Below are 13,662 nucleotides of genomic sequence, written 5' to 3' on the forward strand. Positions count from 1 at the left end.
CATGGGCCCATCGTGCTGTAATGGCATTGTGCATCTCAACCCTTACGGCGCCGACGCGGTCCTGCTGGCCGTGAATCTGGTCACCAACCCTGCGTCCACCGCGGTGGAGCTGGCCGAACGCTGCGAGGAAAGCGGCGTCGAGAGCCGTCTCGTCAGGAACAGGCGTGTGACAGTCGGCGACCTGGCCGCAGTACAGACCGCTTTGGACGAATGGCTGGAAGTGGTGGACGCCCCCGACGAGCAGAGCCGGGTGCGGTTGATGAACGCGATGCTGGCGAAGTACACCGAACATCCCCGGCTCACCAACCACGCCGGCGATGGCTGGCACATGCACTACCGCCCGGACGACGTACCGGTCGGACGGCTGGTCGCAACGCTGATCAGCACCGGTACGGCGCTCCATCTCGCCGGCCGCGGCATCTCGCGACTCGGCCGCTGCGCGACGGACGGCTGCGACAACGTGTACGCCGACCTGTCCCGTGGCGGGCGCCAGCGCTACTGCAGCCCCGCGTGCGCGAACCGTGACGCCGTGCGACGGCATCGCTCGAAGACCCCCTAGGTCCGGAAGAGGTCCTCACCCTCCCGGACCTAGGATGGGCGCATGACCGAGAGCAGCGGCGAGAACCAGGGTGGCCCGGAAGTTCAGATGACCGGCACCCAGACCGAGGACGGCAAGATCCTGATCGTCGGTCCGGACGGGATGGCCGTCGAAGGGCCGCCGCGCCAGCGGGACGAGCAGGACGACGAGCCCCGCTCGGTGACCGAGCTGGTCGAGCAGCCGGCCAAGGTGATGCGGGTCGCGAACATGATCCGCCAGTTGCTCGACGAGGTGAAGGCCGCACCGCTCGACGAGGCCTCCCGGCAGCAGTTGCGGGCGATTCACGAGGCGTCGATCAAGGAGCTCGAGAGCGGCCTGGCGCCTGAGCTGGTCGAGGAGCTGGAGCGACTGAGCCTCGACTTCACCGAGGACAGCACGCCCACCGAGGCCGAGCTGCGGATCGCGCAGGCCCAGTTGGTGGGGTGGCTGGAGGGCTTGTTCCACGGCATCCAGACCGCCTTGTTCGCCCAGCAGATGGCCGCTCGCCAGCAGCTGGAGCAGATGCGCCGCGCACTGCCCGGTGGCCAGCACCCGCCAACCTCACCTGAGGACAACCCGGCGTTCCCAGGCGCTCCCCAAGCCGGCAACACCGACGGCCCGGGCAGCGGCGGGATGTACCTCTAGAGATTGAAGAGTTCTTCGAGGACGGTGGCGACACCGTCCTCGTCGTTGCTGGGGCAGACCACGTCGGCCATCGCCAGTACGTCGGCGTGCCCATTGGCCATCCCGTACGACGTACCGGCCCAGGCGAGCATCGGCAGATCGTTCAGCGAGTCGCCGAACGCGATCGACTGATCGGCCGTGATGCCAAGCTCCGCAGCGAAATCGGCGAGCATGGCGGCCTTCGAGACCCCACTCGCCGAGATCTCCACCAGGCTGCTGCCGCCACTGTGGCTGGCCGTCACCCGCAGGCCGACCAGCGGGTTGATCCGCGCCAGCAGATCGTCGGAATGCCAACTGGGATGGCGAACCAGCAGCTTCGCGGCCGGTTCGGACAGCAGCTCCGCGAGCTCGGCGATCAACGTGTCGTCGGGCGTCGGCCACCGATTGAGATAGCGCGGCTCCTGTCCGTAACGGTCTGCTCGCTCGATCGCGAACTCGACGTCGGGCACCTCGTCGCGGATCGCCTGCGCGACTTCCAGTGCGACCTGTGGATCGATCAAAGCGGTCCGGATCGCCTGACGCTGAACGACGTCGTACAGAATGGCGCCGTTGGCAACAATCGCTACGCCGTGCGCGCCGACCAGGTCGGCCAGGTCGTGCATCCAGCGCGGCGGCCGGGCGGTGACCATGACGAACTGGGCACCCGTTTCCTGCACCGCGAGCACCGCCGCCTTGGTCCGCGGCGAGATCGATCGGTCGCTGTGTACTAAGGTTCCGTCAAGATCTGTGGCGACCAGACGGGGTGGGCGGACTGCTTCGGGGATCGGCACCGGACCACCGTATCTTTCTGCGACCGAGTCGCCTATACCCCTTCGCAGGGCTCCGCGCAACCGTTTGGACAGCGATTTCCATGCAATCTGCTTGACCGTTGAACAACGTCACCAGACCGTTACGGCAGGATGCTGCAAAGGCAGCTAGTTCCCCTGCGCAGCAGGGTTTCAGCGTGATTTCATGCGGTGGCTAGTGCGGAACCGGGGGCGATTCAACCGCGTCGTATGACCTGTTCCGGATCAACAGATCTGGTGCGGCCCCACCCCGGCAAACGCCATCGACATATCGATGTGGAATTGGGTGCAACCAAAACCACATCCGCAACGTCAACAGTTATGGATCGGTGCGTCCCGCGCCGGGACGACAGGGTGGGTCGGCAACAGCTCGGTCCATCAGCTAGTGGATTCGGGTGTTCGAACGTCATTCATCGTTCGTTCACACGAGTCCTGGAACTTGGGGAGCCATGATGATCGTCAACAGCGCCAAGATAGCGGGGCAAGGGAGCAATGGCTCTCGTGCGGCTGTCGACACATCTTCCATCACGGAGGGGGCCATGACGGGCTGCACTGCACGCGCGGACGTCTTCCAGCACCGCTTGATGGAAGAGCCGCCGCCTGCATCAGCGACCCGGCGGACACGAGAACGCTATGAGCAGTTGGTCCGCGAGGCCAAAGCGGTCTGCGCGTCCTGCCCGTTGTTCACCGACTGCTTGTTCAGTGCCGTTGCCCAGCACGATGTCAGCGGCTTCGTCGCCGGCACCACGGCCGCGCAGCGACGCTCGATGCGTAACCTGCTGGACGTCGAGGTCCAGGCAGACGACTTCGACCAACTGGCCGGAGCGCGAGGCACGCGCCGCCCGGTCAGCCACGAAGAGGTGCTGCGCCTGCGGACGCAGTACCCCAACGACAGCCTGGAATCCCTTGCCATGCGGCTGGGTTGCTCGCTGTCGACCGTCAAGCGCCACCTGCGCAGGGCCCGTCGCGGGCAGAGCCCCGCGACCAAGACCCCGCGTCCCCGCCCGGAGCTGAACGCCGTCCTGGACGCGTTCGACGCCGTGGTGGAGCGGCCCTGTCAGTCACCTCGTCCCGGCAGCACCCGCGTCGCCTGACCTTCCTGATACTCGGCCCGCCAGCGGACTATCAGAACAGTCAGACAGAGACGAGAAAGCCCGGAACCCCTGCAGGCGCAGGAGTTCCGGGCCCTTTTGGTTGCTGAGTTGGTTGCCACCTGAAACTATCTCCGGCGGCTATTTCATCAGGATCGAACAGTCACTCAGAAATAACGGTTGAGTACTGCGGCGACGCCATCGTCGGTGACCGACTTGGTCACCTCGTCGGCCTTCGCCTTGACCTCGTCCGGCGCCGAACCCATCGCGACCCCGAGCCCGGCGTAGACCAGCATCTCCACGTCGTTGCGCCCGTCGCCCAGCGCCAGCAGGTCGGCCGCCTCCAGCCCGTACTGCGCCAGCGCGACCTTCAGGCCGGTGCTCTTATCGACGCCCTCGGGCGCGATGTCGAGCCACGCGGTCCAGCCGACGAAGTAGCTGACCCCGTGCAGGCCAAGGCGTTCGGCCAACTGGACGAAGTCGGCCTCGGACTGCTCCGGGTCGCGGATGATCAACCGGGTCACGGGTTCCGGCGCCAGCTCAGCATCGGTGACCACCCGGATCACGACATCGTCCGAGCCCAGGTCACCGGGCGGGAACGGCGCGGTCACCCGGTAGCCGGACTCGTGTTCCTCGACCGCCATCCGCGCGTTCGGCGCATGCTCGCGGACCGAGGCGATCACGGTCGACGGGTCGAAGGTGCGCTCGTCCACCACCTCACCGGCGGGACTCCGCAGGGTCCGCGCACCGTTGCTACAGACAACAAAACCTTCCGGCAGGTCGAGCATCTCCGCGACCGGCTTGGTGGTCTCCCAGGACCTGCCGGTGCACAGAATGACGGGAACCTGCGCGGCAGCCCGGCGGACCGCGTCGATCACGGCGAGCGAGAGCCGCTCGTCGTGATCGATCAGCGTGCCATCGATGTCGAGGGCAACGGCCTTGGGCCGCCAGCCGTTCGTCATCTCCCCACCGGTTCGAGGACCTCTCGGCCACCGACGTACGGGCGAAGCGCGGCCGGCACCCGGACCGAGCCGTCCGCCTGCTGGTGCGTCTCGAGGATGGCGACCAGCCAGCGGGTGGTGGCCAGCGTGCCGTTCAGGGTCGCCACCGGGCGCGGCTTGCCGTCGGCGTCGCGGTGCCGGATGTTCAGCCGGCGGGCCTGGAAGTCGGTGCAGTTCGACGTCGAGGTGAGCTCGCGGTACGCACCCTGGGTCGGCACCCAGGCCTCGCAGTCGAACTTCCGGTACGCCGAGGCGCCCAGGTCACCGGTCGCGGTGTCGATCACCCGGTAGGCCAGTTCCATCTTGTCCAGCATCTCCTTCTCCCAGCCGAGCAGCCGCTGGTGTTCGGCGGCCGCCTCTTCCAGGCTGCAGTAGGAGAACATCTCGACCTTGTCGAACTGGTGGACGCGGATGATCCCGCGGGTGTCCTTCCCGTAGGAACCGGCCTCCCGGCGGTAGCAGGACGACCAGCCGGCGTACCGGATCGGGCCGTTCGACACGTCGAGGATCTCGTCCATGTGGTAGCCGGCCAGCGGCACCTCCGACGTACCGACCAGGTAGAGCTCGGGCTCCTCCAGCCGGTAGACGTCGTCGTGGGCGCTCAGGTACCCGGTGCCGCCCATCACCTCGGGCTTGACCAGGGACGGCGTGATCATCGGGGTGAAGCCGTTCTCCACCGCCTGGGCGATCGCCAGCTGGAGCATGCCGAGCTGGAGTAGCGCGCCGACACCCTTGAGGAAGTAGAACCGGGCGCCGGACACCTTCGCGCCGCGCTCCATGTCGATCGCGCCGAGCAGCTCGCCCAGCTCGAGGTGGTCGCGGGGCTGGAAGCCCTCGGCCTCGAAGTCGCGCGGCTTGCCGATCTCCTCGAGGACGGTGAAGTCCTTCTCGCCGCCGACCGGCGCCTCGTCGGCGACCAGGTTCGGCAGCTTCTCGGCGAGCGCGTCGAAGCGGCTCTCCGCCTCGGTCGCGGCGGCCTCGGTGGCCTTCACCTCGGCGGCCAGCGCCTTGGTCCGCTCCAGCAGCGCGGTGCGCTCGTCACCCTTGGCCTGGGCGACCTGCTTGCCGAGCCCCTTCTGCTCCGCGCGCAACGACTCGAACGCCGCGATGGACGATCGACGATCACCGTCAGCCGCCAGGACCTGGTCGACCAGGTCGGTACTCTCGCCGCGCTTGGTCAGGGACGCGCGGACGACATCGGGGTTCTCACGGAGCAGTTTGGCATCGATCACAGGTGCAGGGTATCGGGGCGTGTCAGCGGCGGCGAAGTCTATTCGGGATGATGAGCTGGCACCAGCGGATCAGCAGCGGTCTCTTCTAGGGGGAATCGACCAGGCCATGAACCACCACCCACCCAGTCCGGTAGGCCGCGCGCTGACGGTCGTCCTGGGTGTTTTGCCGTTCACCGTGATCACGCTGCTGGTCTTCGGGCAGTGGCCGCCGCTGCGCCGCTGGGACGAGTCGGTCTCGGCGCGGATGGCGGAGTACGGGGCCGCGCACGAGAACATGGTGGACGTCTGGCAGGTGGTCGGCGCGGTGACCCAGCCCTGGACCATGCGGGCCGTCATCCTGGTCGTCGCTATCTATCTCTGGCACCGGCGGGCCCGGCTGCTGACGGTGTGGCTGATCGTCTCCGCGGGCGCCGAGCTGGGGCTGGTCCAGGCGGTCAAGCACATCTTCGACCGGGCCCGGCCCGCTCAGATGCTGGCCGAGGTGGACGGCTGGGCGTACGTCTCCGGACACGCCACCGCCGCGTTTGTGATGGCTGGAGCACTGGGAGTGGTGCTGCCGTCGGTCCGCGGCTGGCGACGTCGCTTCCGGCTGCTGGTGACGCTGCCGACGATCGCGGTGGTCTGGATCACGTCCGTCGATCGCGTCCTGCTGAACGTGCACTGGGTGTCCGACGTACTCGGGGGCTGGGCGCTGGGACTGGCGATCCTCACGGCGTCGTCGATCGGGTTCGGGCTGAGGCCCGGCCTGCGACGACGCCGGCGGCGTACTCCGGCTGACGAGAACGGTACGTCGGTACCGCCTCGGGCCGCTGTGATCGTCAACCCGATCAAGGTCGGCGACGGGGTGGCGTTCCGGCGCAAGGTGACCCGGGCGCTCGCAGTGCGGGGGTTCGACGATCCGCTCTGGCTGGAGACGCGTGAGGACGACTCAGGCAACGCGATGGCCAAGCGGGCGATCGAGAACGAGTCGGACCTGGTCCTGGTCGCCGGTGGCGATGGAACGGTCCGGGTGGTCTGCGCCGCGCTGGCCTCCACGGGCATCCCGGTCGGAGTGATTCCGGCCGGTACCGGCAACCTGCTGGCCCGCAACCTGCACATCCCGATGGACCTGGACGACGCGCTGGAGCGCATCCTGGACGGCCGCGACCGGCGGATCGACCTGGTCAAGGTGTCCGGCGACGGACTCGACACGGACCGCTTCGCGGTGATGGCCGGGCTCGGGCTGGACGCCGCGATCATCACCGGCGCCCCACCGATCCTGAAGGCGCAGATCGGCTGGACGGCGTACCTGGTCTCGGCGGCGAAGAACATCAACCATCCGTCGGTGAAGGTCCGCATCGTGCTGGACGACGACGAGCCAGTGGAGCGCCGCGTCCGGACCGTGGTGATCGGCAACGTCGGGATGCTGCAGGCGAACATCCCGCTGCTCCCGGATGCCCGCCCCGACGACGGGCTGATCGACGTGGTGGTGATCGCGCCCCGCCGGGTCACCCAGTGGCCGCTCGTCTTCTGGCGCGTGATGACCCGTACGAAGCGCACGGAGATGTACCTGGAGCGCTTCACCGGCCGCAAGGTGGAGATCACCGCGGCGGTCGACGTCCAACGCCAACTCGACGGCGACGGCATCGGCCCCGGCCGGACCATCACCGCCGAGGTAGAGCCTGGATCCCTCATCGTCCGGGTCCCCAAGCGCCGCTGAGCTTCAGCTGGGTTCTGGGGTCTCGCGGGGTTGGGAGGCCTCTTTGCGGAGGGTTTCGAGGGCCTCTTCCTCCTCGGGCGACAGCTTGGCGTCGCTTTCGAAGGACTTGACTTCCTTGGCGTAGGAGCGGGCGTCGTTGCGGCTGTTGATCGACGTCAGCACGACCCCGTCGCCCTTGTCGTCCAGCAGGGCCATCGACCACGACAGGCGGCCGCCCATGTCGCCGTACGCGTCGTAGCGGACCACTGCCAAGTGCTGCAGGGTCTCGCGGAGTTCGCTTCGGGCGTCCTCGAGTTCCTTGCTCAGGCGGCGCAGCTCCGACTTCACGGTGCCCGGTTTGGCCTCCGCTTGAGGCGTCTGGGTGGGCTGGGCCTGTTGCTGGGGTTCTGGGGTGGCGAGAGGTTTCGCCCCGGCCTTGGGCGTGCCGGACTGCGCCCTCAGCGCCTGGATGGCGAACACGAGGGCGAGCACCGCCACGAACAAGGCGGCGATCCCGAAAGCACCGGCTAACGTCGAAGACACGGACGGCAGCCTAATGGCTGCGTGCTCAGGCGGCTGCGCTGAGTGCCAGTGCCAGGGTCCCGGGCGGCGGATGCCGGTGGGCCACGTAGATTCGCGGGGTGACTCATTTGCCTGACCAGAATCCCGGTGGCGGCCCACTGCCTGGAGTGCACGACCTCGGCTACGCACGCCTCGACACGGATCGCCTGGAGCGCACAGGCGACGCCGAGGTGGTCTACGGGGCGGGGAAGACGCCGGAGCAGGTCGTAGAGCTCCTGCGCACCCTGCACGCGACCCACCCGGGCCACGCCGTCCTGGCGACCCGCCTGAGCGTCGAGGCCCAGGCAGCGGTCGCCGCTGCCCTGCCGCAGGCCGTAGTGGACGCTGTAGGCCGTACTGCGGTCCTGGGCTCACCCCCTGTACTCCGTGGCACGGTGGCGGTCGTAGCGGCCGGTACGTCGGATGCCCCGGTCGCGGCAGAAGCAGCGACGACAGTCGGCGTATTCGGTGCAGCAGTCGACCTGATCACCGATGTCGGTGTCGCCGGCCTGCACCGCGTGATGAGCGTGCGCGAGCGCCTGGCCGCCGCCGACTGCCTCATCGTGGTGGCCGGGATGGAAGGCGCCCTGCCGAGCGTGGTGGGCGGGCTCGTCGGCGTACCGCTGGTCGCAGTACCGACGTCTGTCGGGTACGGCGCCTCCTTTGGCGGGGTGGCCGCATTGCTGGCGATGCTCAACTCGTGTGCGCCAGGCGTGACCGTGGTGAACATCGACAACGGCTTCGGGGCCGGTGTCTTCGCAGCTCGAGTAGCGCGGCGCGCGGCGCCCGCGGAGGTGAAGTCGCAGTGAGAGTCGCCTGGATCGATTGCGCGGCCGGAGCGTCCGGCGACATGCTCCTGGGAGCGTTCCTGTCGGCTGGAGCCGACCTGGAGGTCGTCAACGCGGCCGTCGCGGCGGTCGACCCATCGCTGTCCGTGACGGTGGAACAAACAAGCCGCCACCAGATCGCAGCCACCAAAGCCTCCGTCCGGGTAGCCGGAGAACTCCACCCAGAAAACTTCCCGGACCACCTCGGCCCAGCAGTCCCGCAGGCCGAGGGCGCCGAAGCCGGTCACGGCCATGGGCACGGGCACGAGGATGGCGGGGCCGGGCATGGGCACGGGCACGGCGGTGGTGGGCCTACGCGGACTTGGGCTGAGGTTCGGCGGTTGATTGAGGAGGCTGGGTTGGCCCCGGCTGTGCGGGATCGGGCGTTGGATACCTTCGCTCGGTTGGCGCGGGCCGAGGGTGCTGCTCACGGTGTCGCCCCGGATGACGTGCACTTCCACGAGGTCGGCGCGCTCGACGCGATCGCGGACATCGTGGGAGTCGCCGCCGCATCAGTGGCGCTCGAGCTCGACCGGGTGGTCGTCTCCACGATCGCACTCGGCGGCGGGCTGCAGGTTCGCGGCCAGCACGGCGGCATCCCGGTGCCAGGGCCTGCAGTACTGGCTTTGCTGTCCGAGGCCGATGCTCCGGTCATCGGCGGCACCGCGCCGTACGAGATGACGACGCCGACCGGTGCGGCTCTGCTCGCCACGCTGGCGGACGAGTTCGGCCTGATGCCGCAGATGCGGATCCAGCAAACGGGTGTCGGCGCGGGCGGCCGCGACCCGGTCGAGGTACCGAACATCGTCCGCGTGATCGTCGGCGACTCGGTCGAGCGTTCGGCCACCGAGCTCGTCTACGAGACCAACGTCGACGACCTCGACCCGCGGATCTGGCCGCAGGTACTCGCCCGGCTGATGGAGGCCGGCGCGGCGGACGCCTGGCTCACCCCGATCCTGATGAAGAAGGGCCGGCCGGCGCACACCCTCTCGGTCCTGGTCGGTGGCGCGAGTGCCGAGGAGGTCCGCTCGGTGATCCTCTCCGAGACGTCGGCGATCGGCCTGCGCGAGTCGGAGATCCGCAAGCACGCCGCCGACCGCGAGTTCGCCAGCGTCGAGGTCGAGGGGCAGCGCATCCACGTCAAGATCGCCCGGTACGGCGGCCAGGTGGTCAACGTCCAGCCCGAGTACGACGATGTCGCAGCCGCCTCCGCGGTCCTGAAGAAGCCGATCAAGACCGTCCTCGCCAAGGCCATCGCCGCCGGCCACGATCTCTGGAGCTGAACCTCAGCGGTCTAGTGGGCGGTGGCCTTCTCGGTCTCGGGCTTCTGCTTTCGTTTCGGCCAGTCGTACGGCCACCACTGGGCGCCACCGCGACGGGCCCAGACGATCAGGCCGATCAGTACGCCGAGCTCGATCGCGGGGCAGATCGTGTCGCGCAGCCGGGTGCTGAACCACTCCAGCGAGTCCGACAGGAACGGCGCCACCTGGCGGGCGTTGGGATCCCGGCCGGGCACGTAGGCGATCGCGAGCATGGTGGTCCGGATGACCATCAGCTTGTCCACCTTCGACGCGGCCACCGCCGCCAGCGCGACCCAGGCGATCACGTCGTACCAGGGCAGCGAGTACATCGCGGTGACGAGCCAGGCGATCGCGTAGATGGCGGTGTAGCGGATCGCCTCCGGTGTCCGGTCCTCCGGGTGCGTCCGGGGCACCAGCGATTTCGGGAACACCTGGGACAGCAGGATCGCCACCACGATCAGGCCGGCCCAGGCAGCGATCGCGATCACCGTGCGGACCAGACCGTTCGGCAGGAACAGGGTGAAGAAGCTGAGCAGCACCTTGTGCGGCGTCCCGGTGGAGATGTACGCGCTGTTCGCCCGGGCCTGTTGCAGCGCCTGCACGCCGACCACGGCATACAGACCGACCATCGCCACCGCGCCGCCGAGGCAGAACATGATCGCCTTGCGCCGATCCGCGCGCAGCGACCAGAGCATCGCGATGCCCACCAGGCCGATCGAGAGCTTCGTGCAGCCCGCGACGCCGAGCATGATGCCGGCCCAGAAGAGGTGCCGCCGGAACAGCACCAGCGCGATGATCGCGAACATCACCGCGATCGAGTCGTTGTGCGCGCCGGCCAGGACGGTCCACAGCAGCAGCGGGTTGGCCAGGGCGAGCATGGCGATGCGGCGGCGGTTGACCAGGTTGGGGCCGACCAGCTTCATCAACAGCAGCCCGGACACGATCAGGCTGACCGCGACCGACAGCTGCAGCATCCAGACGGTGAGCTGCATCGAGTCGCCGCCGACCCAGGACGAGAACCACTGGATCCAGGTCGCGATCGGGCCGTAGACACTCTTCGCGCCCTGCCACGGCCGCTCGGTCGCCGCGATCACCGGGTCGTAGCCGAGCCGGATGGTGTCCGCCGGCGCCGTCGTGTACGGGTTGCCGCCGAGCGACATGATCCGCCCGTACGCCGCGTAGATCAAGACGTCGCCGGACGCCATCGGCGGGACCAGCGTGACGGCCGCCGTCGTACCGATGCCTAGGGCAACTAATCGGTTGACCCGGGGCGCCCAGCCGTTCTTGATCGCCTTGGCAGCAAGGAAAACGCCGTAGCCGCCGAGCAGGATGGCGACGTAGATCATCATCGTCACGAGCCAGTCGTTCGGCTTCGTGTCGAACCAGTACGGCGGCAGCCAGGCGTGCCGGTTGGTCAGCGTCAGGACCACCACGGACGGGCCGAGCAGCCCAGCGGCGACGATCAGGGTCGTCGAGGCCAGGTACAGCCCGACGGCGCGCCGGCCGTCGCGATTCGCGGTCGGCGAAACACTGACCTGACCACTCTCGGCGAGGCCGGCCTCGTCGGTGCTCATCGGCCGGACCAGGACCCACTGGGCGGCACGGCGTTGCGCGCCGAGAGCGCACGGCGTACGTGCCAGAACTGGCGACCGCGGTGCAACTGGCCGCGCCAGTCGGTGCCGGTCGCGCGATGCCGGACGTCGATCGGGACTTCGAGGATGCGGAAACCCTTGCGGCCGAGGTCGATGCTCAGCGCGGTCTCGACGCCGAACCCGTGCGCCAGCGGCAGCGCCGCCTCGAAGGCGACGCGGGTCAGGCATCGCTGGCCGGACAGCGGCTGCTCAGGCGCCCAGCCGGTGGCCAGCTCGATCCCGGCCCGCGCGAGCCGTACGACGAACCCGTGCCCGCCGGCCTTGCTGCCGTCGGCCCGCACCTGGGCCGGCAGCGTCCCGATCGTCATGTCGGCCTGTCCGGTGCGCACCGGCTCGATCAGCGACTCAGCCCCAGCAGCCGAGTCGGCCAGGTCGGCATCGAGGAACAGCAGGTGCCGCGCCCAGGCTCCCTCCCGTGCCGCGACGGCCTCCGCGCCGGACTCCATCGCGGCGGCCTTCCCACGATTCTTCGAGTGCCGCACGACGACTGCGCCCGCCCGCTCGGCGGCCTCCGCCGTACCGTCGGTGGAGCCGTCGTCAACGACCACGACCAGGTCCACGCCCGCGATCTTGTGCACCGCGTCCACGGTCGCCGCGATCCGCTCGGCCTCGTCCTTGGCCGGGATCACGCACGCAACGGAGCCCTGGACGGGCTCGACGGAGGGCAGATCAGTACCGGACACAGCACCGCAGCCTAGTTGTTCGGCGGCCGATCTCCCGCCTCAGCACCCGCTCCCTGGGGATATCTCGTCCTTTCGATCGACGGCGCGAGTTGGAGTTCCACGAGAATTGTCGGACAATCAGACAGAATCACGGCACACCCCGCGGGTACGACGGGGCTGCCGTAGCTTGGTGGGACGGGATCCGGACGAGAGGGCAGGCAGATGACTGAGGCGTATGGCGTCGACAGCGAGGTCGGGCCGCTGCGGACGGTGATGCTGCACCGGCCGGGCAACGAGCTCCGCCGGCTCACCCCGCGAAACAACGACAAGTTGCTCTTCGACGGCCTGCCCTGGGTCGGCCGCGCCCAGGACGAGCACGACGCGTTCGCCCAGGTACTGCGGGACCGCGACGTCGAGGTGCTCTATCTGCACGAACTGCTCGCGCAGTCGCTCAGCGATCCGGCCGCCCGCGCCGTGGCGGTCACCGGCGCGACCGAGGACCTTCGCCTCGGTGACACCCTGCGCGACTATCTCCAGGCAGGCCTGACCGCGCTCGACCCGGAACAGCTCGCCGAAGCCCTGATGGCCGGCGTGCGCAACGACGAAGTACGGGCCGGTGGGCTGGTCACCTCACTGCTCGCGCACGAGGACTTCCTGATCGACCCGCTGCCGAACCTGCTGTTCACCCGCGACTCGAGCCTGTGGATCCGGGACCACGTCGCCGTGACCTCACTGGCGATGCCGGCCCGGGTTCGCGAGTCGCAGCTGACCGAGTTGATCTACACCTACCACCCACGCTTCGCCGGAGCCGAAAAGGTGTACGACCACAGCCTTGAGCATGTCGAGGGCGGCGACGTACTCGCGCTCGGCCCCGGCGTACTCGCAGTGGGCGTCGGCGAGCGGACCACGCCGGCCGGCGTCGAGCGGCTGGCGCGGCGCGTGTTCGCGAAGGGTCTGGCGCACACCGTGCTCGCCGTACCGATCGCGCAGCAGCGGGCGACGATGCACCTGGACACCGTTTGCACGATGGTCGACGTCGACGCCGTACTGATGTATCCGAACATGGCCGAGGAGATGCGCGCTCTCGCCGTCACCGCCGAGGGTGACGAGTTGCATGTCGCGGAGTCCGAGCCGTTCCTGGTCGCCGCGGCCAAGGCGCTCGGCATCGACACCCTGCGCCGGATCGATACCGGCCTGGACCCGGTGACCGCCGAACGCGAGCAGTGGGACGACGGCAACAACACCCTCGCCCTCGCACCACGCGTCTGCATCGCCTACGAACGCACCGTGGAGACCAACGCGCGCCTGGAGGAATCCGGCATCGAGGTCATCCGCATCTCCGGCTCAGAACTCGGCTCCGGCCGAGGCGGTCCGCGCTGCATGTCCTGCCCCGTACTACGAGACCCACTGACAGCTCTCTGAACCGCGGTGGATGTGGCAGCGATTCCGCATACCTGACTAGACAAGTAAGGCCGACGACACGCGGAGTGAAATCGGGGGTTGTTGTCCGGGCTTGTTATGAGTACTCTTCATGCCTAGGCCCAGGCCCTGTTGCTCCCCCGTCAGCAGGACTTGGGCCGTCCACGTTGCCAGAGGCCCGCACTCTTCACG

The 13,662-nt window shown here is 68.6% G+C and carries 13 protein-coding genes; 7 read left to right on the top strand and 6 right to left on the bottom strand.

Annotated elements, in window-relative coordinates; all coding sequences use genetic code 11:
* Positions 1-28 precede the first annotated feature (28 nt).
* The gene (locus A3ES_RS0130200; protein WP_020390582.1) at positions 29-559 is read left to right on the top strand and encodes a CGNR zinc finger domain-containing protein; all 531 of its coding nucleotides are present in this window, start codon (positions 29-31) and stop codon (positions 557-559) included.
* Between the two features lie 42 nt (positions 560-601).
* Positions 602-1,222: a proteasome activator gene (locus A3ES_RS0130205; protein ID WP_020390583.1), complete on the top strand. Its 621-nt coding sequence runs from the start codon at positions 602-604 to the stop codon at positions 1,220-1,222.
* Here A3ES_RS0130205 and A3ES_RS0130210 read toward each other — a convergent pair.
* A complete protein-coding gene (locus A3ES_RS0130210) occupies positions 1,219-2,031 on the bottom strand; it encodes a Cof-type HAD-IIB family hydrolase (RefSeq protein WP_020390584.1) in 813 nt (270 codons plus the stop codon). The two genes, A3ES_RS0130205 and A3ES_RS0130210, sit on opposite strands and share 4 nt — an antisense overlap.
* A 554-nt stretch (positions 2,032-2,585) precedes the next feature.
* Between A3ES_RS0130210 and A3ES_RS48930 the strand changes: the two genes are divergently transcribed.
* Complete coding sequence (locus tag A3ES_RS48930) at positions 2,586-3,140, top strand: WhiB family transcriptional regulator (RefSeq protein ID WP_020390585.1); 555 nt, start codon at positions 2,586-2,588, stop codon at positions 3,138-3,140.
* A 164-nt stretch (positions 3,141-3,304) separates the two neighbouring features.
* Here the strand turns inward: A3ES_RS48930 and A3ES_RS0130220 are convergent, their stop codons facing one another.
* Complete coding sequence (locus A3ES_RS0130220) at positions 3,305-4,099, bottom strand: HAD family hydrolase (protein WP_020390586.1); 795 nt, start codon at positions 4,097-4,099, stop codon at positions 3,305-3,307.
* Positions 4,096-5,370 carry a serine--tRNA ligase gene (serS, locus tag A3ES_RS0130225; protein ID WP_020390587.1) on the bottom strand — a complete coding sequence of 425 codons (1,275 nt, stop codon included), beginning with the start codon at positions 5,368-5,370 and terminating at the stop codon, positions 4,096-4,098. The genes A3ES_RS0130220 and serS overlap by 4 nt, the downstream gene beginning before the upstream one ends.
* A 106-nt stretch (positions 5,371-5,476) precedes the next feature.
* Here serS and A3ES_RS0130230 point away from each other — a divergent pair, with 106 nt between their 5' ends.
* Complete coding sequence (locus tag A3ES_RS0130230; RefSeq protein WP_020390588.1) at positions 5,477-7,069, top strand: bifunctional phosphatase PAP2/diacylglycerol kinase family protein; 1,593 nt, start codon at positions 5,477-5,479, stop codon at positions 7,067-7,069.
* A 3-nt stretch (positions 7,070-7,072) separates the two neighbouring features.
* Here A3ES_RS0130230 and A3ES_RS0130235 read toward each other — a convergent pair whose 3' ends face one another.
* Positions 7,073-7,591 carry a DUF4446 family protein gene (locus A3ES_RS0130235; protein ID WP_020390589.1) on the bottom strand — a complete coding sequence of 173 codons (519 nt, stop codon included), beginning with the start codon at positions 7,589-7,591 and terminating at the stop codon, positions 7,073-7,075.
* A gap of 98 nt (positions 7,592-7,689) precedes the next feature.
* Here A3ES_RS0130235 and larB point away from each other — a divergent pair, with 98 nt between their 5' ends.
* Complete coding sequence (gene larB, locus A3ES_RS0130240; RefSeq protein ID WP_063746009.1) at positions 7,690-8,418, top strand: nickel pincer cofactor biosynthesis protein LarB; 729 nt, start codon at positions 7,690-7,692, stop codon at positions 8,416-8,418.
* Positions 8,415-9,719: a nickel pincer cofactor biosynthesis protein LarC gene (gene larC / locus A3ES_RS0130245; RefSeq protein WP_020390591.1), complete on the top strand. Its 1,305-nt coding sequence runs from the start codon at positions 8,415-8,417 to the stop codon at positions 9,717-9,719. Before larB ends, larC begins: the two co-directional genes overlap by 4 nt.
* 11 nt (positions 9,720-9,730) lie before the next feature.
* Here the strand turns inward: larC and A3ES_RS0130250 are convergent, their stop codons facing one another.
* Positions 9,731-11,311, bottom strand: coding sequence for an MptA/MptB family glycosyltransferase (locus tag A3ES_RS0130250; RefSeq protein WP_020390592.1), 1,581 nt, complete (start codon positions 11,309-11,311; stop codon positions 9,731-9,733).
* Positions 11,308-12,072, bottom strand: a complete 765-nt coding sequence (locus A3ES_RS0130255) for a glycosyltransferase family 2 protein (protein ID WP_020390593.1) — start codon at positions 12,070-12,072, stop codon at positions 11,308-11,310. Before A3ES_RS0130255 ends, A3ES_RS0130250 begins: the two co-directional genes overlap by 4 nt.
* Before the next feature lie 201 nt (positions 12,073-12,273).
* Between A3ES_RS0130255 and A3ES_RS0130260 the strand changes: the two genes are divergently transcribed.
* Positions 12,274-13,473, top strand: a complete 1,200-nt coding sequence (locus A3ES_RS0130260; RefSeq protein WP_020390594.1) for an arginine deiminase — start codon at positions 12,274-12,276, stop codon at positions 13,471-13,473.
* Positions 13,474-13,662 lie beyond the last annotated feature (189 nt).

This window comes from Kribbella catacumbae DSM 19601 (genome assembly GCF_000372465.1).
Lineage (GTDB): Bacteria > Actinomycetota > Actinomycetes > Propionibacteriales > Kribbellaceae > Kribbella > Kribbella catacumbae.